At 65.6% G+C, this 18511-nt stretch carries 22 protein-coding genes; 14 read left to right on the forward strand and 8 right to left on the reverse strand.

What is annotated here, in order from left to right; all coding sequences use genetic code 11:
• Positions 1–4 precede the first annotated feature (4 nt).
• Genes arsB through AAC014_RS04525 form a run of 4 tightly spaced genes read right to left on the reverse strand, consistent with a single transcriptional unit; the run spans position 5 to position 2314 of the window.
• Positions 5–1030, reverse strand: coding sequence for an ACR3 family arsenite efflux transporter (arsB, locus tag AAC014_RS04510; protein WP_339704626.1), 1026 nt, complete (start codon positions 1028–1030; stop codon positions 5–7).
• A complete protein-coding gene (locus AAC014_RS04515; RefSeq protein WP_339704629.1) occupies positions 1027–1524 on the reverse strand; it encodes an arsenate reductase ArsC in 498 nt (165 codons plus the stop codon). Before AAC014_RS04515 ends, arsB begins: the two co-directional genes overlap by 4 nt.
• A gap of 4 nt (positions 1525–1528) precedes the next feature.
• The gene (locus tag AAC014_RS04520; RefSeq protein ID WP_339704633.1) at positions 1529–1969 is read right to left on the reverse strand and encodes an ArsI/CadI family heavy metal resistance metalloenzyme; all 441 of its coding nucleotides are present in this window, start codon (positions 1967–1969) and stop codon (positions 1529–1531) included.
• Between the two features lie 3 nt (positions 1970–1972).
• Positions 1973–2314 carry a metalloregulator ArsR/SmtB family transcription factor gene (locus AAC014_RS04525; RefSeq protein ID WP_339704636.1) on the reverse strand — a complete coding sequence of 114 codons (342 nt, stop codon included), beginning with the start codon at positions 2312–2314 and terminating at the stop codon, positions 1973–1975.
• Positions 2315–2443: 129 nt separating this feature from the next.
• On the opposite strand from AAC014_RS04525, the gene pdxH reads away from it, so the two are divergent.
• Genes pdxH through AAC014_RS04545 form a run of 4 tightly spaced genes read left to right on the forward strand, consistent with a single transcriptional unit; the run spans position 2444 to position 5480 of the window.
• Positions 2444–3031: a pyridoxamine 5'-phosphate oxidase gene (gene pdxH / locus AAC014_RS04530; RefSeq protein WP_339704639.1), complete on the forward strand. Its 588-nt coding sequence runs from the start codon at positions 2444–2446 to the stop codon at positions 3029–3031.
• Entirely contained in the window at positions 3031–3954 is a 924-nt protein-coding gene (locus tag AAC014_RS04535) for a cation diffusion facilitator family transporter (RefSeq protein WP_339704642.1), read from the forward strand. The genes pdxH and AAC014_RS04535 overlap by 1 nt, the downstream gene beginning before the upstream one ends.
• Positions 3944–4747 (forward strand): PhzF family phenazine biosynthesis protein, encoded by an 804-nt coding sequence (locus AAC014_RS04540; protein WP_339704645.1) that lies wholly within the window; start codon positions 3944–3946, stop codon positions 4745–4747. The genes AAC014_RS04535 and AAC014_RS04540 overlap by 11 nt, the downstream gene beginning before the upstream one ends.
• A gap of 31 nt (positions 4748–4778) precedes the next feature.
• Complete coding sequence (locus AAC014_RS04545; RefSeq protein WP_339704648.1) at positions 4779–5480, forward strand: endonuclease/exonuclease/phosphatase family protein; 702 nt, start codon at positions 4779–4781, stop codon at positions 5478–5480.
• A 3-nt stretch (positions 5481–5483) separates the two neighbouring features.
• Here AAC014_RS04545 and mnmA read toward each other — a convergent pair whose 3' ends face one another.
• Positions 5484–6593 carry a tRNA 2-thiouridine(34) synthase MnmA gene (gene mnmA / locus AAC014_RS04550; protein ID WP_339704651.1) on the reverse strand — a complete coding sequence of 370 codons (1110 nt, stop codon included), beginning with the start codon at positions 6591–6593 and terminating at the stop codon, positions 5484–5486.
• Positions 6594–6846: 253 nt separating this feature from the next.
• On the opposite strand from mnmA, the gene AAC014_RS04555 reads away from it, so the two are divergent.
• The 4 genes from AAC014_RS04555 to fliN all read left to right on the forward strand — a co-directional run bounded on the left by AAC014_RS04555 (position 6847) and on the right by fliN (position 9514).
• Positions 6847–7143, forward strand: a complete 297-nt coding sequence (locus AAC014_RS04555; RefSeq protein ID WP_121047996.1) for a DUF1153 domain-containing protein — start codon at positions 6847–6849, stop codon at positions 7141–7143.
• A gap of 207 nt (positions 7144–7350) precedes the next feature.
• Complete coding sequence (locus tag AAC014_RS04560) at positions 7351–8175, forward strand: flagellar M-ring protein FliF C-terminal domain-containing protein (protein ID WP_339704656.1); 825 nt, start codon at positions 7351–7353, stop codon at positions 8173–8175.
• Positions 8172–9155, forward strand: a complete 984-nt coding sequence (locus tag AAC014_RS04565) for a flagellar motor switch protein FliG (RefSeq protein WP_339704659.1) — start codon at positions 8172–8174, stop codon at positions 9153–9155. Before AAC014_RS04560 ends, AAC014_RS04565 begins: the two co-directional genes overlap by 4 nt.
• A gap of 29 nt (positions 9156–9184) precedes the next feature.
• The gene (gene fliN, locus AAC014_RS04570) at positions 9185–9514 is read left to right on the forward strand and encodes a flagellar motor switch protein FliN (protein WP_339704662.1); all 330 of its coding nucleotides are present in this window, start codon (positions 9185–9187) and stop codon (positions 9512–9514) included.
• A gap of 174 nt (positions 9515–9688) precedes the next feature.
• Here fliN and AAC014_RS04575 read toward each other — a convergent pair whose 3' ends face one another.
• Together AAC014_RS04575 and AAC014_RS04580 are read right to left on the reverse strand one after the other, a co-directional pair.
• A complete protein-coding gene (locus tag AAC014_RS04575; protein WP_339704665.1) occupies positions 9689–10030 on the reverse strand; it encodes a TonB family protein in 342 nt (113 codons plus the stop codon).
• 84 nt (positions 10031–10114) lie between these two features.
• Complete coding sequence (locus AAC014_RS04580; protein ID WP_339704668.1) at positions 10115–10900, reverse strand: succinate dehydrogenase iron-sulfur subunit; 786 nt, start codon at positions 10898–10900, stop codon at positions 10115–10117.
• A 130-nt stretch (positions 10901–11030) separates the two neighbouring features.
• On the opposite strand from AAC014_RS04580, the gene AAC014_RS04585 reads away from it, so the two are divergent.
• The 6 genes from AAC014_RS04585 (at position 11031) to AAC014_RS04610 (ending at position 17923) form a co-directional block, all read left to right on the forward strand.
• Positions 11031–11516 (forward strand): hypothetical protein, encoded by a 486-nt coding sequence (locus AAC014_RS04585; RefSeq protein ID WP_339704671.1) that lies wholly within the window; start codon positions 11031–11033, stop codon positions 11514–11516.
• Between the two features lie 48 nt (positions 11517–11564).
• Positions 11565–12221, forward strand: coding sequence for a sugar-transfer associated ATP-grasp domain-containing protein (locus AAC014_RS04590; protein ID WP_339705342.1), 657 nt, complete (start codon positions 11565–11567; stop codon positions 12219–12221).
• Positions 12222–12285: 64 nt separating this feature from the next.
• Positions 12286–13341 carry a CDP-alcohol phosphatidyltransferase family protein gene (locus AAC014_RS04595; protein WP_339705345.1) on the forward strand — a complete coding sequence of 352 codons (1056 nt, stop codon included), beginning with the start codon at positions 12286–12288 and terminating at the stop codon, positions 13339–13341.
• Positions 13338–13772, forward strand: coding sequence for an HIT family protein (locus tag AAC014_RS04600; RefSeq protein ID WP_339704674.1), 435 nt, complete (start codon positions 13338–13340; stop codon positions 13770–13772). The genes AAC014_RS04595 and AAC014_RS04600 overlap by 4 nt, the downstream gene beginning before the upstream one ends.
• Before the next feature lie 121 nt (positions 13773–13893).
• Positions 13894–15993: a HAMP domain-containing methyl-accepting chemotaxis protein gene (locus tag AAC014_RS04605; RefSeq protein WP_339704677.1), complete on the forward strand. Its 2100-nt coding sequence runs from the start codon at positions 13894–13896 to the stop codon at positions 15991–15993.
• Between the two features lie 58 nt (positions 15994–16051).
• Positions 16052–17923 (forward strand): ABC-F family ATP-binding cassette domain-containing protein, encoded by a 1872-nt coding sequence (locus AAC014_RS04610; RefSeq protein ID WP_339704680.1) that lies wholly within the window; start codon positions 16052–16054, stop codon positions 17921–17923.
• On the opposite strand, the gene AAC014_RS04615 is transcribed toward AAC014_RS04610, so the two are convergent.
• Positions 17920–18456: a TetR family transcriptional regulator C-terminal domain-containing protein gene (locus tag AAC014_RS04615; protein WP_339704683.1), complete on the reverse strand. Its 537-nt coding sequence runs from the start codon at positions 18454–18456 to the stop codon at positions 17920–17922. The two genes, AAC014_RS04610 and AAC014_RS04615, sit on opposite strands and share 4 nt — an antisense overlap.
• Positions 18457–18511 lie beyond the last annotated feature (55 nt).

The raw sequence follows: 18511 nt of genomic DNA on the forward strand, positions 1-18511 counted from the left end.
GCGATCAAGCGCTCTTTTCGTACCATGCGCGCGAGCGGTTCACGATCGCGACGAGCGACAGCATAACCGGCACCTCGATCAGCACACCCACCACCGTGGCGAGCGCGGCGCCCGAGGTGATGCCGAACAGGCTGATCGCCGTCGCCACCGCAAGCTCGAAGAAGTTGCTTGCGCCGATCAGCGCGGAGGGCCCTGCGATACAGTGTGCCTCGCCGAACGCCCGGTTCGCGACATAGCCGATCCCGAAGATCAGATAGCCCTGAATGGCGATCGGCACCGCGAGCAGCGCGATGACAAGTGGCTGCGCGAGGATCTGCTCGCCCTGAAAAGCGAACAGCAGCACCAATGTCGCCAGCAGCGCGGCCAGCGACATCGGCTGGATCGCGGCGAGCGCGCGCTGCAGCCGTGCGTCCCCACCGGATGCGATCAGCCGCGTGCGCGCGGCCTGCGCAATGATCACCGGCACGACGATGTAGAGCCCCACCGAAATCAGCAGCGTCTGCCACGGCACCGTGATCGCGGAGAGGCCGAGCAGCAGGCCGACGATCGGCGCGAAGGCGAAAACCATCACCGCGTCGTTGAGCGCGACCTGGCTAAGCGTGAAATGCGGCTCGCCCTTGCAGAGGTTGCTCCACACGAACACCATCGCCGTACAGGGCGCTGCGCCGAGCAGGATCAGACCCGCGATGTAGGATTCGATCTCCACTTCGGGAAGCAACGGGCGGAACAGCCAGCCAATGAACAGCCAGCCGAGCGCCGCCATCGTGAACGGCTTTATCGCCCAGTTTAGCGCCAGCGTGACGCCGATGCCGCGCCAGTGCGCGCCGACCTGCCTTAGCGCGGCGAAATCGATCTTCATCAGCATCGGAATGATCATCAGCCACACGAGCACGGCGACGGGCAGGTTGACGTTGTAAAGCTCCGCCCCCGCGATCGCCGCGAACAGCCCCGGCATCGCTGAACCGAGAAGAATGCCCGCCGCGATGCAAGCGATCACCCACAGCGTCAAATAGCGTTCGAACAGGTTCATGCCACGCCGCCCTTCCCGATCTCCTCCAGCCGATGCCTGAGGCCCAGCCGGTCGATGGACGCGATGGGAAGCGCGGTGAACAGCGAGATGCGGTTCCTGAGCTGCCGATAGGCATCGAAGAACGCGGCGTGGATTTCCGCATCGCTACCCTCGACGGCAGCGGGGTCGGGGATGCCCCAGTGCGCCGTCATCGGCTGCCCAGGCCAGATCGGGCAGACCTCGCCCGCGGCGTTGTCGCAGACCGTGAACACGAAATCGAGCTTCGGCGCGTTTGGCTGCGCGAATTCGTCCCAGCTCTTGGAGCGAAGGTCTTCGACGGGATGCCCAAGACTGCGCAGCACATCGAGCGCTACCGGGTTCACTGCTCCGCGCGGGTGACTGCCCGCGCTGAACGCGTGAAACCGCCCTTCCCCGATCTGGTTCAGGATGGCTTCGGCCAGAATCGACCGCGCCGAGTTCGCAGTGCAGAGAAACAGGACGTTGTAGGGCTCCATCGTCTCACCCGCAGCAGCGCTGGCCGGTGGCGGCCGGATCGGCCGCAATACGGCTGAGTTCCGGCCCCGTGCCGTAATCGACGGCATCGCCCGTGGTCAGGAACGTCTCCCAGGCAATGTCCTGCGGATCGGCGATCCAGCTCTTGGTCGACTTGGCGTAGCAGCATGTCGTCGCGCCTTCGTCGAGCACGGGGCGATCCGCTTTCTGCAGCCGTCCGTAAACTTCCGCCAGCTCGTCCGCGTTTTCCACCTGGATGCCGAGGTGAGACAGACCCGGCGCCGCACCGTCGTGCGCGGAAATGGCGAAGTTAACGCGCGGATCTTCGAGCATCCACTTGGCGTAGTCGGCTTTCACCACAGTCGGCTCTGCGGCGAACAGCGCCGAATAAAAGCGGGTCGAGGCTTCAAGGTCGCGCACAGCGACATGAACATGCAGACGTTTCATCGGTCAGGCTCCTTTAGCGAGACGTTCAGGGGCCGCGGTATCGGCGCACGAACGCCCGCCGCAGCAGTTTTCGAGAAGATAGTCAGCGAGTCCGCGAACCGTTTCGAAACGCGCGCTGTAGATCAGCGTCCGCCCGAGCCGGGTTTTCGCAACCAGTCCCGCGCGCTCCAGATGCGCGAGATGGAACGAAAGCGAAGATGGGGGAACACCCAGCTCCTCGGCAACTGTGCCGGCGGGAAGCCCCTCCGGTCCGGCTTCGACAAGCAGGCGGAACGCCGCAAGCCTGTGCTCCTGCGCCAGTGCGGAGAGTGCCGCGATCGCCGTTTCGCTGGTCTTGATACTCATGGCCGACTCACCTTTCTATATTTCCAGAATTATCGAATCATATGAGCTCGTCAATCCACATTTCGATGATTGTCGAATTGTTCTGACATGCGGTTCCCTCCCGGCGTTGCAGGGTCTATGAAGCCGCCCATGACGACGCTTCCCGACGACCCCTTCGAACTCTTTGGCCACTGGTTCCAGGAGGCGTCCGCCTCCGAACTCAACGACGCCAACGCCATGTCGCTTGCCACGGCGGACGCCGAAGGGCGCCCCTCGGTGCGGATCGTGCTGCTGAAGGACGTCGATCCCAAGGGCTTCACCTTCTACACGAACACGCTGAGTCGGAAGGGCCGCGAGCTTGCCGCGAACCCGCGCGCGCATCTCAATTTCCACTGGAAGTCGCTGCGCCGTCAGGTCCGTATCGACGGTGCCGTGGAACCGGTGACAGCGGAAGAGGCCGACGCCTATTTCGCGGTCCGGCCCCGGGCCTCGCAGATCGGTGCGTGGGCGAGCTTCCAGTCGCAGCCGCTGGACGACCGCGCGACGCTCGAAGGCCGCGTCGCCGAGTTCACAGCCAAGTTCGAAGGCGGCGACGTGCCGCGTCCGCCGCACTGGTCGGGCTACCGCCTCGTGCCCTCGCGAATCGAATTCTGGGTGGACCGGCGCGACCGTCTGCACGAGCGTTACATCTACGACCGCGACGGCAGCGGCTGGGCGCGCTCCATGCAGTATCCGTGATGGACGCCGAAAGGCTTGAAGCCCGGGGCAAGCTCACGCGCCGCGCCGCCATCGCATCGTTCTCCGCCGCTCTCATCCTTGGCACGGTCAAGACCTGGGCCGCGATGGAGACAGGCTCCGTCGCCATGCTCGGCTCGCTTGCCGACACCGTCCTTGATCTCATCGCGTCGATCATCACGCTGATCGGCGTGCGCGTCGCCGCCGAGCCCGCGGACGCCGACCACCGCTTCGGCCACGGCAAGGCGGAGCCGATCGCGGCGCTGCTGCAAACCATGTTCATCACCGCTTCCGCCATCGGCATCGGCTGGCGCGCGGTGCACGCGTTCGCGAACGCGGCCCCGCCTGCCGAAGCAGAACTCGGCATCGGCGTTTCGATTTTCGCGATTCTGGTGACGCTGGCGCTCGTTTCCTACCAGCGCCTCATCGTCCGCCGCACCGGTTCGCTCGCGATCGAGGCGGACCGGATGCACTACCAGTCGGACCTGCTGTTGAACCTCTCCGTCATCGCGGCGTTGGTTCTCGATGCAATGCTCGGGCTGCACGGTGCGGACCCGCTGTTCGGCGTGTTCATCGCGCTCTGGCTTGTTTGGGGCGCGTTCAAGACTGCGCAGCACGCGCTCGACATGCTGATGGACAAGGAATGGCCGGACGAGAAGCGCGAACAGTTGAAAGCGCTCGTCTGCGCAGCGGACGGCGTTGAAGGGATCCACGAGCTGAAGACGCGCCATGCCGGGCATACCGACTTCATCCAGTTCCACATCTGGGTCGATCCGCACATGACCGTGCAGGCCGCACACGACATCGTGGATGTCGTCGAGGCGCGCGTGCTGGAAGCCTTCCCGGGCAGCGATATCCTCGTCCACGTCGACCCGAGCGGACACTTCGATACGCATCCCGTGCAGGAAGAGAGCCATGCCAAATAAGCTGCCCTTCGCCCAGATCGACGCCTTCGCGGCACGCCCGTTCGAGGGCAATCCGGCTGCCGTGATGCCGCTCGAAGTGTGGCTTGCCGACGACGTGCTGCAGGCGATTGCCGAGGAGAACAACCTCGCCGAAACCGCCTTCTTCATCCCGTCTGACGCGGCCGACGCCGACTATGATCTGCGCTGGTTCACGCCCGCGATCGAGGTGGACCTCTGCGGCCATGCGACGCTCGCGAGCGGGCATTATCTTCTTTCGCGCGACGTCGATCTCGACCGCATCCGGTTCCGCACGCGGCTTGCGGGCGTGCTCGAAGTGCGGCGTGCCAATGGGGGCTACGAACTCGATCTGCCCGCGCGCCGCCCGACGCCCGATGCGGCAGACCCGCGCGTGGAGCAGGCGCTTGGACTGACGCCCGAAGCCGTCCTTTCCTATCCGGGCGGAAACTGGCTCTACATCGTCCCCGACGCCGCATCCGTCCGCGCCATGAAGCCGAATTTCGGCCTCCTGCGCGAGGTCGGCAACCACCTCGTCGTCGTCACCGCACCCGGCGACGGCGCGTTCGACGTCGTCAGCCGCGTCTTCGCGGCGGGTGCCGGGATCGACGAAGACCCTGTCACCGGCGCCGCGCACGCCATGCTGACGCCCTATTGGGCGGAGCGGCTGGGCAAGCCAGCGTTCCAGGCATTCCAGGCCAGCGCCCGCGGCGGCCGCGTCGCCTGCCGCCTCGAAGGCGAGCGCGCAGTGCTCGGCGGAACCTGCGTCACAGTGATCGAAGGCAGCTTCACCCTTTGAAGAGCATCGCCGCGCGCCTATCTTCCCGCGCATGACCATCCGCGTCGCCAGCTACAATATGCGCAAGGCCATCGGCCTTGATCGCCTCCGCAAGCCCGATCGCGTGCTCGCCGTGCTCAATGAACTCGACGCGGATATCATCGCGCTTCAGGAGGCCGACCGCCGGCTCGGAGAACGGGCGAGCGCGATTCCGCGCGATATGATCGAGGCGGAAAGCCCCTATCGCGCCGTGCCCATCGAGAATCGCCCGAACAGCATCGGCTGGCACGGCAACGCCATCCTCGTGCGCAAGGACCACGAGATCATCCACGGCGAACCGCTGTTTTTACCGATGCTGGAGCCACGCGGCGCCGTGCTTGCCGACCTCGTCGTACGCGGGGAGCCGGTGCGCGTCGTCGGGATGCACCTCGATCTTACCGGGATCTATCGCGCGCGGCAGGCGAAGATGCTCGTCGACCACCTCGGCGAGCGCACGACGCAGCTGCCCAGCATCCTGATGGGCGACCTCAACGACTGGATGATCAACAGCAAGGCGCTGAAGGAATTCCAGCGTCACCACCAGTGCGCGGACTGCGGCCCCAGCTTCCCGACGCGTCGCCCGCTCGGTACGCTCGACCGCATCTTCGTTTCCGACCATTTCAAGGTGGAAGAAAGCGGCGTCCACACCTCGCTCACTGCGAAGCGTGCCAGCGATCACCTGCCGGTGTGGGCGAAGGTGGCGCGGAGCAGCTAGCGGTCAGGCCGCGACCAGCGCCGAAACCGTGCTATCGATCCAGCCGCCGCCAAGCACGCGCTCCCCGTCGTAGAGCACGCACGCCTGCCCCGGCGCCACGCCATATTCGGGCGACGCAAAGGTGACTCGGCTGCCGTCGAAGCGCGCGGGTGCGGGCTTTGCCATCGATCGGACCTTGGCGAGAACATCGATGCCGGCGGCGACATCAGAGCCGAGCCAGTTGATCTTGCCGAGCACAGCCGCCGCAACACCCAGCGCCGCGCGCGGACCGACGACGACGCGCCGCGTCTCCGGCTCAAGCCGCACGACATAGAGCGGATCGGCAAGCCCGCCGATCTCGAGGCCCCGCCGCTGGCCGACCGTGTAGTGGATGAGGCCGCGATGCTTCCCGAGCACGGCCCCGCCCATGTCCACAATCTCGCCCGGCTCGCCCGCTTCGGGGCGCAGCTTGCGCACGATCCCCGCATAGTCGCCGTTGGGCACGAAACAGATGTCCTGGCTATCCGGCTTGTCCGCCACCACGAGCCCGAATCGCCGCGCATGTTCGCGTACCGCCGGCTTCTCCATGCCACCGAGCGGAAAGCGCAGATAACCGAGCTGTTCGTGTGTCGTCGCGAACAGGAAATAACTCTGGTCGCGCGCCGGATCGACTGCGCGGTGCAGCTCCGGCCCGTTCGCACCATCAACCCGCCGCACATAGTGCCCCGTCGCCATCGCATCGGCGCCGAGGTCGCGCGCGACGGAGAGGAGATCGCGGAACTTCACCGTCTGATTGCATGTCACGCAGGGAATCGGCGTGCGTCCCTGCACATATTCGTCGGCGAAGGCCTCGATCACGCTGTCCTTGAAGGCGCTTTCATAGTCGAGCACGTAATGCGGGATACCCAGCCGGTCGGCGACACGGCGTGCGTCGTGGATATCGCTCCCCGCGCAGCACGTGCCCGCCTTCCCCACCGCAGCACCGTGGTCGTAGAGCTGGAGCGTGACCCCGATCGTCTCGTAGCCCGCTTCTTTCACCAGCGCCGCGACAACGCTCGAGTCGACGCCGCCGGACATGGCCACGACAACGCGTGCACCGGGCCGAAGGCCCGCAAGGTCGGGAATGCTGCTCATGCCCGGGCATATAGAGGCCGCTTACGATTTTTGCACGTTCTGCCCCGTATGTAATGCCGACGAGCGCGCTTGCGGTTCATCACCCCCGGTGATTCGCTAAGGGCACGTATAACAATTTCAAACACTAAGTCGGGAAGGGTCGCGTTAAGCTCTGTTGCTGCAGAATTTACCTTGGCGTTTAGGCGTTCTTTTAAGGGTCTGGCGTTAGGGTGCATCAACAAGGCAGTCGCGTAGTGTTGGAGCCAAAAGAATAATGATGGAAAATCAAAAGTTTCGCCCTGCATCGGTAATCGGCCCTCTCGGAGAGCCGCTTACGCTCGACACGCTGCCGCCTTCGGACACGCGCCGCTGGGTGGTGCGCCGCAAGGCGGAGGTCGTGGCTGCGGTGAAGGGCGGACTTATCTCTGCGGACGACGCCTGCGAGCGCTATGGCCTCAGCCCGGAGGAATTCGCGGCGTGGGAGCGCGCCGTGGACCGCGTTGGTATGCCCGGCCTCCGCGTCACGCGGGTTCAGCACTACCGAGCGCTCTACGACCGCGAAAGCGCCTGACACCATATTAGCCAACCGGCGCCCCCTACCTGTGCGGGCGCCTGCCAAAGGGCGGTAGACTTCGGGGGACGTCTGCCGCCCTTTCTGCGTCCGGCCCGCCGCAGCGCCATTTCTTTACGCCATTTTCACCATCCGCGCCCCACAGTTCCGCATTGTTTAAAAGTCGGGAATCGTGTGCGCGTGGAACAGGCCCAGAAAGCGCCAGACTTGAAAGCGCTGGAGCAGAACGGGAAGCCGCAATTGCTGCTGATCGCCGTGCTCTGCGCGGCCGCGGCGCTGCTCGGCCTTGTGCTGCTGCGCGATTCGGTCCCCGCATCGGCTGATCCCTACCCCGTTGCTGCCACTGCAACCGCGCCTGTTTCCGATCGCCAGGCCCGCGTCGAAACGCGGCTTCGCGAACAGGTCGAAGCGATGATCGGCGCGATTGTCGGCCGCGACAACGTGCGCGCCGTCGTCTCTGCGGAGATAGAACCCGATCAGACGCGGCAGGTTTCGGAGGCCGGAGAGCCGGGTACGAACAGCAGCGAGACGACCACCATAAGGAGCAGCGGCCAGATTCGCCGCCTCACCGTGTCGGTCATGGTCGACGGTCATCATGTCAAAGGGCCGGACGGCGTCAGCTACCAGCCGCGCACGAAGGCCGAACTCGCGCGTTTCACCCGCCTTGCGAAGGGCGCCGTCGGCTTCGACGCGATGCGCGGCGACTCACTGACCGTCGAGACCGTGCGTTTCGCGCCCGCTGAGGCTGCACCGGCGTTTTCCGGCGCGATGAACGAGATTCTGCCGTTCGGGCGCGCGCTCCTCGTGGGCATTCTTGCGCTCGCCGTGCTGTTCCTGATGTTGCGGATGTTCGGAAAGCACACGCCCGTCGTGACGTCCGAGCCTGCACGGCCTGCGGAACCATCGCAGCCCGCAGCCGTCGTGTTTACGAGCGATGCCGCACGCAGTCCCGCGCTTCGCCGCGCGGGTGACGCCGTCGCCGCGCGCCCGGCCGCTGCCGCCGCCATCGTCCGCCAATGGATGTCCGCATGAGCGCGCGCGCCGCAGCCCTGCGCACCGAGCCGCTTGCCGCACCGGCAGAACCGCTCTCCGCGCTCACCGGGGTCGAGCGTGCCGCCGCGCTGATGGTCGCGCTCGGGCGTGAACATGGCGGCGCGATCTGGGCGCACCTAGGCAATGAGGAGGCACGGGCGCTCAGCACCGCGATGGCGCAGATCGGCCCGGTTCCCGCCCCGCTCGCGGAGCGCTTGCTCGCCACCTTCGCAGGCGAAGTCTCCGGCACCGCAGCTTTGGAAACGCCCAGGACTGCGAACGAGACGACGTGGGACACGCTCGGCAACGTTAGCGAAGACGTTCTCGCCGCCTATCTTCGCGGCGAACACCCGCAAACGGCTGCGGTCGTGCTCGGCCGGATCGGACGCGAGCAGGCCGCGCGCGTGCTCTCGCGCCTGCCCGACGACACCGCGATGGATGTCGTGCTCAGGATGCTCCGCGCCGGCGCCGTGCGGCAGGATGTGCTCGATACCGTCGAGGAGACGCTGCGCGCCGACCTGCTCTCGAACCCCGCGCACAGCGCGCGCCGCGACGCGCACGAAGTGATGGCCGAGATTTTCAATCACCTCGACCGCGATGCCGAGGCACGCTTCATGCTGGCGCTCGAAGACCGCGCCTTCGATGCTGCAGAGCGCATCCGCACGCTGATGTTCACGTTCGAGGATCTGGCGCGTCTCGATGCCGCCAGCATCCAGACTCTGCTCCGCAATATCGACAAGAACCGGCTCGCCGCGGCGCTGAAGGGCGCGGGCGAAGCGCTGCGCGAATTCTTCTTCATGAGCATGTCGGAGCGCGCCGCGCGCATCCTGCGCGAGGATATGGAGCTGATGGGCCCCATTCGCCTGCGCGAGGCAGAGGAAGCCCGTCAGGCGATCGTTCAGGTAGCAAAACAGCTCGCGGACGCGGGCGAGATCGCTCTCGCCGACAACCGCGACGGTAGCGAGGAGTACGTGTTCTGATGCCTGCGTCTTACCCAGGGAGAAGCAAGATGGACGACCTGCGTCCCGATTATGAACCCACCCGCGCCTATGCGGCGGAAGTCTCTCCCGAAGAGGCGGCCGATGGCCTGGCCGGCGCGGTGGAGCTCGAATCCGTGTTCGATGTGCCGGTGCGCGTGCAGGCCGTACTCGGCCGATCGGCTGTGGAAGTCAGCCAGCTCCTGAAACTCGCACCCGGCGCGGTGATCGAGCTCGACCGGCGCGTCGGCGAAGCAATCGACATCTTCGTGAACGACCGCCTCGTCGCCCGCGGCGAAGTCGTGCTCGTCGATGATCACCTCGGCGTCACCATGACGGAAATCGTGAAGCAGGACGCTTGAAGCCGTTCTGCGTCAGATTTCAGGCGGCGCACTCCAGCGTGTGTGGAGATTCAGTTCAGGGCGAGGCGAAAATGGTGGATTCCGAGAATCGGAGCGGAATGCACTTAACGTTGAGCACCGGAAGCGCAGGAAGCCGCCGTATGCAGCCCGGCATGGGCTGAATATCCGCACACCCTAAGTCAGTTTCCAGGAGATCGGGATTACCAGCTTGGCGGGGCCGCCCGGCGGCGGCGGCACGGAGCCGATTTTCTGCGGGATGCGGACGGCTTCCCGGTCGAGAATTTTCGATCCCGTCGGCTCGACGAGTTCGACGCCGGTAATCGTGCCCCCGGCATCCACGCTGATCCGCACCTTCGCAGTGCCCTCATCGCCCCGGATCTGGGCACTGCGCGGATAGGAGTGCTGCGCGGCAATAAGCCGCGTGACGGTCGATCTCCAATCCGCAGCAGACGCCGTCCCCGCCGAAGCGAGGAGAACGAGCGCGGCGAACGCAGTTTTATGGATCCACCCTTCCATGGGCGCACGCTAGCGGCCCAAGTCTTGCCAAAGGGTTTATTCCGCCTGGGAAATGGTCGCCTTGGCAAAGGCGCAGCGGAAACCTCAGAGCTGGCGTTCCACCATCATCTTCTTGATTTCACCGATCGCCTTCGCCGGGTTGAGGCCCTTCGGGCAAACGTTCGCGCAGTTCATGATGGTGTGGCAGCGATAGAGCCGGAACGGATCTTCAAGCTCGTCAAGCCGTTCGCCGGTCATCTCGTCACGGCTGTCGGCGAGCCAGCGGTAGGCCTGCAGCAGGATTGCCGGGCCGAGGAACTTGTCGGAGTTCCACCAGTAACTCGGGCAGCCCGTCGAGCAACAGGCGCACAGGATGCACTCATACAGCCCGTCGAGCTTCTCACGGTCTTCCGGCGACTGGATGCGCTCCTTCCCCGAAGGCGTCGTTGACACCGTTTGCAGCCACGGCTTGATCGAGGCGTACTGCGCGTAGAAGTGCTTGAAGTCGGGCACGAGGTCTTTGACGACCTCCATGTGCGGCAGCGGCGTGATCGCCACGTCGCCCTTCACCTCGTCGATCGGCTTCGTGCAAGCGAGCGTATTCGAACCGTCGATGTTCATCGAGCACGAACCGCAGATGCCCTCGCGGCACGAGCGGCGGAAGGTGAGCGTCGGGTCGACCTCGTTCTTGATTTTGATGAGGGCATCGAGAACCATCGGCCCGCAGCTGTCGAGGTCGAGCTCGTAGCTGTCCATGCGCGGGTTCGCGCTGTCATCCGGCGACCAGCGGTAGATTTTGAACGTTTTGATATGCGTCGCGCCCTCGGGGGCCTTGTGCACCTTGCCCTTGCCGTTCACCTTGCTGTTCTTCGGAAGCGTGAATTCGGCCATCGCGCGCGTCTCTCCATGTTCTCTCGCGCGTGCTGCCTAGCGCAATCGCGTGGCGGAAAAAACTGGAAAAAGCGCGGCGTCCCGCAATAAGTCCTCAAGCCGTCACATGGCGGCGATAGGGCGGCGGGCAATGATCACCACACGCCCCCTGCCCACGGTCTTCGACGGCGACCCGCTGCTCGGCTTCTATCACGAACAGTTGATCCGGCACTGGACGCCGCGCCAGCGGGCACTCGCCGCCGGTCTCGGGAAACTGGCGGTGCGCGGCACGCGCGACGCCCGCTGCCGCGCGCTCGGCATCCCAGAAGACGAGGCACGCCTGCTTGCGGGCATCGTTGACCCCGCGCATTATCTGTCGCAGCTCTATCGCCGCGGCATCCATCGGCTTCTCAACCCCGCCGCCATCCCGCTCGCCTCCAGCCTGCTCAAGGATAAGCGCAGCTTCGCGGCGGCTGTGGCGAACGCGGGATTGCCGGCGCCCGAAACCTTTTCCGGCCCGTCCTCCCCCGCCGCCGTGGCCGCCTGGTTCGAACGGCATGGCGAGATCGTCGCCAAGCCGAACTATAGCTCGCGCGGGCGTGGCGTCGCACGCTACCGGCGCATCGCGCAGGGCTGAGCGGACAGCAACGGAACGCGGTTCGAAGCCGGCACGCTGGCCGCGCATCTGACGCGTGTCGTCAGCCGCGGCGGCCTCCTCCAGCAGGCAATGCGCACGGCGCCGCGCCTGTCGGACATCTCCCCGGGCGCGCTCCCGACGCTGCGCGTGCACACATTCCGTCTCGGCGGAACGCTCGCCGCGCACGGGCTCGTGCTGCGCATCGGCGGCGGATCGGGGCCGGTCGATAATTTCAGCCGTGGCGGCCTTGCCGCCGCCGTCGTGGATGGCGCTGCCGGAGACGTCATCGGAAAGGCGGGCGGGCGTATCCTTTGCGTAGGGCGTCACCCCGCAACCGGCGTCTCGCTGGAACACATCGCGCTCGGCGACCTTGCCGACGCCGCCGCCCGGCTCGGCATCGCGGCGCACTCCGCGATCGGCGCCGGCTATGGTCTCATCGGCTGGGATATCGGCCTTGCCGATTGCGGACCCGTGCTCATCGAGGGCAACTGGAACCCTGGCCACCAACTCACGCAGTTCACGAACGCCTGCGGCCTGTCTGCGCTCGCCGTCGGCCGCGCCTATCTGCAGGCGCTCGAAGCCCTACCCGCAAGCGCGTGGGCCGATGCCGCCCCGCTGCAGTGGGATGGTCAGTATCTGCCCGCCCCCAAACTTGCGCCCCTTTCCTCTCAGTCTATAAGCACCGCTGGGCTGCAAATCGACTGAGAGACCTGTGGACACGCCAACGACGCTTCTTCTCGCAGGAAAGAACGAAACGCCGATCTGGGGCATGTCTTCCGCCGAGCGGATTCGGCGTATCGCGGCGGCGCGCGCCCCCCAGGCGGATCAGTCGGGCGTCATCGTCGCCGACACCCGCTTCGCCTTCGACCCGCAGTGGTTCGGTTGGATCACTCAGCGTCCCGGCACCGCCCTCACCCTCGGCGGCCGCCCCGTGCTCGTGAACACAGCGCCGGAGCAGGCCCAAGCCGTGCGCGACGCCATCGACGCCGGCAGCGATGCCTGGGCGGAAGGCCTTGCGGTCACCGCCTATGAAGACGGCATCACCATCTACAACGCCGCGCTCCGAAAGCGCGAAAGCCCGTTCCTCATCGAGCTGGTCCCGGCCAACGTCCGCGCCATCGAGCGCGCAAGCTATTTCGGTGCCTACAAGGGCGTCACCGACATCCTCACCAAATACCTGTGGCCCGAATGGGCGCTCGTCCTCACCCGCATCGCCGCGCGCATCGGCATGACCCCCAACATGGTCACGACGATCGGCGCGGCGCTTTGCGTATGGGCGACGTTCCTGTTCTGGGACGGCCACTACTGGGCCGGTATGGCGGCAGGCCTCGCCTTCATGGTGCTCGACACCGTCGACGGCAAGCTTGCGCGCTGCACGATCACCTCGTCATGGTGGGGCGACATCTTCGATCACGGGCTCGACCTCGTGCATCCGCCCTTCTGGTGGTATGCATGGGGCGTCGGCCTCGCCGCGCACGGCCTCGCGCTTGATCCGCCCGTGTTCTGGACGGTGATGGGCGTGATGGTCGGCGGCTATGTGCTTCAGCGGTTCATCGAGGGCTGTTTCATCCACGTCTTCAGAATGCACATCCACGTCTGGCAGAAGGTCGACACTGATTTCCGCCTGATCACTGCGCGCCGCAACCCCAACATGGTGATCCTGTTCGTCAGTATGCTGTTCTCGCGCCCCGATCTCGGGCTTCTCGCGGTGACGGCGTGGACAGTGCTCAGCCTCGTCTTCCATTTCATCCGTCTGCTTCAGGCAATCGCCGCGCGGCGGCGCGGGGCGCTCACCTCGTGGCTCAGCGACGGGAGTGCGGCATGAACGACACCATCCGCCGCTTCGGCTATCCGGCGACGCTGGTGGCCGAGTACGACCACTGGGTCGTGCTGCTGCGCCCCGCGCAGCCCACGCTCGGCAGCCTCGTGCTCGCCGCGAAGTCGGATGCGACGGCCTTCGCGGACCTCGAACCCGCCGCCTATGCGGACCTCGCGAACGTTAGCCGCGATATCGAGACCGCGCTTCGCGCCGCCGTCGATCACACAAAACTCAACTACCTGATGCTGATGATGGTGGACCCCCACGTCCACGCCCACGTCATCCCCCGCTACGAAGGTAGCCGCAGCTTCGAAGGCCGCGCGTTCCCGGACGCAGGCTGGCCGAAACTCCCTGCGCTCGGTGAAGCGGTGGACTTAGACACGGCCGGAATCGCTGCCGTTTCGGCATGGCTCAAAGGTTTCTGGCCCGCACGCTGAAAACCCGCGCAATTTTAACCATGATGAAACACCGCCCACCGTATGCGTGTCGGGCGGGAACCGGATGTGCCGCTTTTCCCGGTGTATGGGGCTTGTGCTGGCTATGGAGCGTTTCAGGGATTTGATCGCGCGCGTTGACGTGTCGCGTTTCACCGCGATCATAACCCACTGGAAGATCAGCAAGAAGGTTTTGGTGAGCTACGGCATCGGCGGGCTCGCGATGGCGGTCCTCGCGATGGTCGCCATCGGTTCGCTGCTCGTCACCCGGTCCACCGTGTCCGAAGTCACCCGCCTTGCCGACAGCGCCCGTTCGATCTCGCACGCACACACCACTGCGATGACGGCACAGGGCCGCATCAAGGACTATGTGATCCGCCCCGAGGCCTCGCTCGTTGCTGAGGTCAACCAGAGCCTCGATGCGGCGAAGGAGGCACTGAGGCGCGCCGAAGACGGAGCCACGATCGTCGGCGAGGAGGCCACGCTGGCGCGCATCGACCGGCTGCGCGGCGTGTTCCGCACCGAGTTCCGCGGCATTGTCGAGAACCAGACCGAGATCAATCAGCTCGTGGCTGGCGCGATCGAAGCCAAGGGGCCGGAAATCGGCGCCGCGCTCCACGATATCGTCACGGCCAGCCACGGTGCGGGCGACCACCAGACCGCCTATAACGCAGCGCTTGCGCTCGAAACCTATTCGCTGCTGCGGGTCGATGTGAACCGCTACCTCTCCGCCCCCTCGCCTGAGATCGTCAAGCAGACCAAATCGGACCTCCTCAACCTCGAAGATGCGCTGAACGGCGTTTTCGAAGGCCTCACCGATCCAAAACTTATCCGCAAGGCCGACGGCATCATCGTCAGCCTCGTCGCTTACGACAAGGCGTTCGACGAAATCGTCCGCCGCACCACCGACCGCGACGCCGCTGTTGATCGGCTGCTCGGCAAGACCGGCCCAGCGTTCGAACGCAACGTGCAGGCCTTCTCCAAAGCGATCGCCGATCAGCAGGGTACGGCCGATTTCGCCGCACAAGCAGCCGCCGGCGGTGCCATTGTCATCACGCTTCTTGCTGGTGCCGCTGGTATCGGTGTGTCGATCGTTGCGGGCCTCCTCACCAACCATCTCATCGCACGCCCGATCGCAACGATGGCGAACGCGATGCTCGCGCTCGCCCGCGGCGAAACCGGCACGCGCATCGAAGGCGCACAGCGGCGCGACGAGGTCGGCGACATGGCGCGGGCGGTGGCAGTGTTCAAGGAAAACGCGACCGAAGTCGAAGAGCGCCGCCGTGCCGCTTTGGAAGCCGAACGCCGCGAACGCGAACGCGAGGAAACCGCCCGCGCCGAACGCGAAGCCGAGCGCCAGCAAGCCGCTGTCGAGAAACGCGCGGCGCTTAACGAGCTAGCCAATGCTTTCGAAACCAGCGTCCGCCATGTCGTCGCTGCTGTCGATAGCGCCGCGCGCCAGATCGCGGCGGGCTCGCAGCAGGTAAGCGATGCAGCACGCAGTAGTGCCGTGCTCGTCACCGATGTGACCGTATCCGCGGAGGAAGCCAGCCATAACGCGCTCACCGTTGCCAATGCATCCGAGGAAATGGCCCGCTCGCTCGCCGAGGTCTCGCACCGCGTTGTCGAATCTTCGGCAATGTCGGAGCAGGCCGTGTCCCGCGCCCGCGCTACAGACGAGATCGTTGCCGGCCTCTCGGTAGATGCCGAAAAAATCGGCGAGATCGTCGGCCTCATCAATTCAATCGCCGAGCAGACCAACCTGCTTGCGCTCAACGCGACAATCGAGGCAGCCCGCGCAGGTGAAGCCGGACGCGGCTTCGCAGTCGTCGCAAGCGAGATCAAGGCGCTCGCGAACCAGACCAGAAAAGCGACGATCGACATCAACGAGCGCATCGGCGCGATCCAGTCGGTAACGCGCGAAACCGTAGGTGCGATCGAGGAAATCGTCTCCACGATCGGCGAAATCAACGGCATCGCCGCCACCGTCGCCGCCGCCGTCGAACAGCAGGCCGCGACCACGTCCGAAATCGCGCGCAACACGCATCAGGCCTCCGACAGCACGCACGCCGTCGCGCGCAACATCGACCAGGTCCGCTCCGGCGTCGAAGCGACAGGCATCGCAGCAAAGGATGCGCTTGATGCCGCCGCCGACCTCAACCGGCAGGCAAGCACGCTCACCACAGAGGTCGACCGTTTCCTCGCCCGCGTCCGCGCAGCATAGGAAAGCCTTTACAACGGACCGCTGACAAGCGCCTAAACATCGTGTATCGCCCCCGGCCATGCTCAACATCAACGGCATCACCGTGCGGCTTGGCGGCCGCATTATTCTGGACGGCGCGACCGCGTCGCTGCCCACGGGAAGCCGTGTCGGCCTGATCGGGCGCAACGGTGCGGGCAAATCCACGCTGATGCGCGTGATGTGCGGCCTGCTCGAAGCCGACGGCGGCGAGATCGAAACCGCGAACCGCTCGCGTATGGGCTATATCGCGCAGAAAGCGCCCGCCGGTACCGCGACACCGCTTGAAACCGTGCTGGCCGCGGACACCGAACGCGCCGCGCTGCTCGTCGAGTCTGAAACCGCGACCGACCCGGACCGCATTTCCGAAATCCACGAGCGGCTGAACGCGATCGATGCGTGGACTGCAGAGGCACGCGCCGCGCGTATCCTCGTCGGCCTCGGCTTCGACGAAGAGATGCAGGGCCGCACGCTCGACAGCTACTCCGGCGGCTGGAAGATGCGCGTCGCGCTCGCCGCCCTGCTCTTCTCCGAACCCGACCTGCTGCTGCTCGACGAGCCATCGAACCACCTTGACCTCGAAGCGACGCTCTGGCTCGAAAACTTCCTGAAGACCTATCGCGCGACGATGATCATCATCAGTCACGAACGCGACCTTCTCAACAATGTCGTCGATCACATTCTGCACCTCGAAGGCGGCAAGATCACACTTTACCCGGGCGGCTACGACGCGTTCGAGCGGCAGCGCGCCGAGCGCCTCGCACAGATCGAGGCCGCGCGAAACGCGCAGACCCGCCAGCGCGAAAAGCTGCAGGACTACATCGCCCGCAACAGCGCCCGCGCGAGCACCGCGCGGCAGGCCCAATCCCGTGCCAAGGCACTGGCGAAAATGCAGCCGATCGCAGCCATTGCCGAAGACCCCAGCCTCAGCTTCGCGTTTCCCAACCCCAGCGAGCTGAAGCCGCCACTCGTCACGCTCGACATGGCGTCGGTGGGCTACACCGAAGGCAATCCGATCCTCACGCGCCTCAACCTGCGCCTTGACCCCGACGACCGCGTGGCGCTGCTCGGGCGCAACGGCAACGGCAAGACCACGCTTGCCCGACTGCTCGCCGCGCAGCTGCCGCCGATGGAGGGCGACATGCGCACCGCGGGCAAGATGCGCGTCGGCTATTTCACGCAGTATCAGGTCGAAGAACTCGACACCGACGACACGCCGCTCGAGCACATGACGCGCATTATGAAGGGCGCGACGCCCGGCGCCGTCCGGGCCCAGCTCGGCCGTTTCGGCTTCTCCGGCGACAAGGCCCTGACGAAAGTCGGCAAGCTTTCGGGCGGCGAACGCGCCCGGCTGGCGCTCGCGCTCATCACGCGCGAAGCGCCGCACATGCTGATCCTCGACGAGCCGACCAACCACCTCGACGTCGATTCGCGCGAGGCGCTGGTGCAGGCGCTGAACGAATATTCAGGCGCCGTCGTGCTCGTCAGCCACGATCGCCACATGCTCGAGCTGACCGCAGACCGACTGGTTCTGGTCGATGACGGTCGCGCCGAGGATTTCGGGGGGAGTCTTGAGGACTACACCGATTTCGTACTCGGCAAGTCCGGCGACCGGTCAGCGGGCGGCAATGCCCAAGGCAACCGCAAGGGATCCCGCAAAGCTTCCGCCGACACGCGCGAGCAGGAAAAGCGTCTGCGCGCCGCCGTGAAGACTTTCGAAGCCGAGATCGCTTCGCTCAGTGCCGAACGCAGCGCTGTCGACCGCGCCATGTTCGACCCCTCGTCGGCGGGACCTGCTCACGCGAAAAAGACGATGACCGAGCTGATGAAGCTTCGCGCCGACCTCTCGGACCGGATCACCGCCATCGAGGCGGAGTGGCTCGTCGCTTCGGAAGCGTTGGAGATCGCGGCTTAGGCCGGTGCCAACCGCCGCAGCATCGTCCTGGCAAGATCGAGCGCACGCGCGCGCGTCAATCGCTCCGACGAGAGGCTGTAGTCCAGCCACAACCCGTCCATGGTGGCGGAAACGAGCGCCACGATATCGCGCGGTGGCACTGGCCCAGCGGGAAGCCGCTCCACGGCTTGATCGAGCAGGGCGTGCAGCCGTGCATTATAACTTACGCTGACCGCCGCGAATTCGGCATTGTTGCGGACGAGCGTCCAGAAGGCGATCCAGGCGCCGAGGATGTCCGGGTTCGACCATTCGTCGCTGAAATGCACCTCGAACAGCCGGTCGATCGTCTTCCAGGGGTCCTCATGCCCGGCTGCGAGTTCCTGCTCGAAACGCGCAATGAAGCTGTCGCAAAGCTCCTGATAGGTTTCGAGCAGCAGATTGTCGGGATTGCTGAAATAGTGGCGCAGCAGGCCGTGCGACACGCCTGCCCGGCGGCAGATTTCGCGCCCCGTCGTGCCGCGCGGACCCAGCTGTGCAAGGCAGCTGATTGTCACGGCGAGCAAATCCTGACGCCGAAGATCCGGCGTCTGTCGACGCGCGCGGCGCCTT

The organism is uncultured Sphingosinicella sp., from assembly GCF_963974575.1.
In the GTDB taxonomy this organism is placed as follows: domain Bacteria; phylum Pseudomonadota; class Alphaproteobacteria; order Sphingomonadales; family Sphingomonadaceae; genus Sphingosinicella.

Excerpts from the sequence above, each read along its gene's own strand:
- arsB (WP_339704626.1), bottom strand. The coding sequence starts at position 1,030 with ATGAACCTGTTCGAACGCTATTTGACGCTGTGGGTGATCGCTTGCATC.
- AAC014_RS04515 (WP_339704629.1), bottom strand. The coding sequence starts at position 1,524 with ATGGAGCCCTACAACGTCCTGTTTCTCTGCACTGCGAACTCGGCGCGG.
- AAC014_RS04520 (WP_339704633.1), bottom strand. The coding sequence starts at position 1,969 with ATGAAACGTCTGCATGTTCATGTCGCTGTGCGCGACCTTGAAGCCTCG.
- AAC014_RS04525 (WP_339704636.1), bottom strand. The coding sequence starts at position 2,314 with ATGAGTATCAAGACCAGCGAAACGGCGATCGCGGCACTCTCCGCACTG.
- pdxH (WP_339704639.1), top strand. The coding sequence starts at position 2,444 with ATGACGACGCTTCCCGACGACCCCTTCGAACTCTTTGGCCACTGGTTC.
- AAC014_RS04535 (WP_339704642.1), top strand. The coding sequence starts at position 3,031 with ATGGACGCCGAAAGGCTTGAAGCCCGGGGCAAGCTCACGCGCCGCGCC.
- AAC014_RS04540 (WP_339704645.1), top strand. The coding sequence starts at position 3,944 with ATGCCAAATAAGCTGCCCTTCGCCCAGATCGACGCCTTCGCGGCACGC.
- AAC014_RS04545 (WP_339704648.1), top strand. The coding sequence starts at position 4,779 with ATGACCATCCGCGTCGCCAGCTACAATATGCGCAAGGCCATCGGCCTT.
- mnmA (WP_339704651.1), bottom strand. The coding sequence starts at position 6,593 with ATGAGCAGCATTCCCGACCTTGCGGGCCTTCGGCCCGGTGCACGCGTT.
- AAC014_RS04555 (WP_121047996.1), top strand. The coding sequence starts at position 6,847 with ATGATGGAAAATCAAAAGTTTCGCCCTGCATCGGTAATCGGCCCTCTC.
- AAC014_RS04565 (WP_339704659.1), top strand. The coding sequence starts at position 8,172 with ATGAGCGCGCGCGCCGCAGCCCTGCGCACCGAGCCGCTTGCCGCACCG.
- fliN (WP_339704662.1), top strand. The coding sequence starts at position 9,185 with ATGGACGACCTGCGTCCCGATTATGAACCCACCCGCGCCTATGCGGCG.
- AAC014_RS04575 (WP_339704665.1), bottom strand. The coding sequence starts at position 10,030 with ATGGAAGGGTGGATCCATAAAACTGCGTTCGCCGCGCTCGTTCTCCTC.
- AAC014_RS04580 (WP_339704668.1), bottom strand. The coding sequence starts at position 10,900 with ATGGCCGAATTCACGCTTCCGAAGAACAGCAAGGTGAACGGCAAGGGC.
- AAC014_RS04585 (WP_339704671.1), top strand. The coding sequence starts at position 11,031 with ATGATCACCACACGCCCCCTGCCCACGGTCTTCGACGGCGACCCGCTG.
- AAC014_RS04595 (WP_339705345.1), top strand. The coding sequence starts at position 12,286 with ATGTCTTCCGCCGAGCGGATTCGGCGTATCGCGGCGGCGCGCGCCCCC.
- AAC014_RS04600 (WP_339704674.1), top strand. The coding sequence starts at position 13,338 with ATGAACGACACCATCCGCCGCTTCGGCTATCCGGCGACGCTGGTGGCC.
- AAC014_RS04610 (WP_339704680.1), top strand. The coding sequence starts at position 16,052 with ATGCTCAACATCAACGGCATCACCGTGCGGCTTGGCGGCCGCATTATT.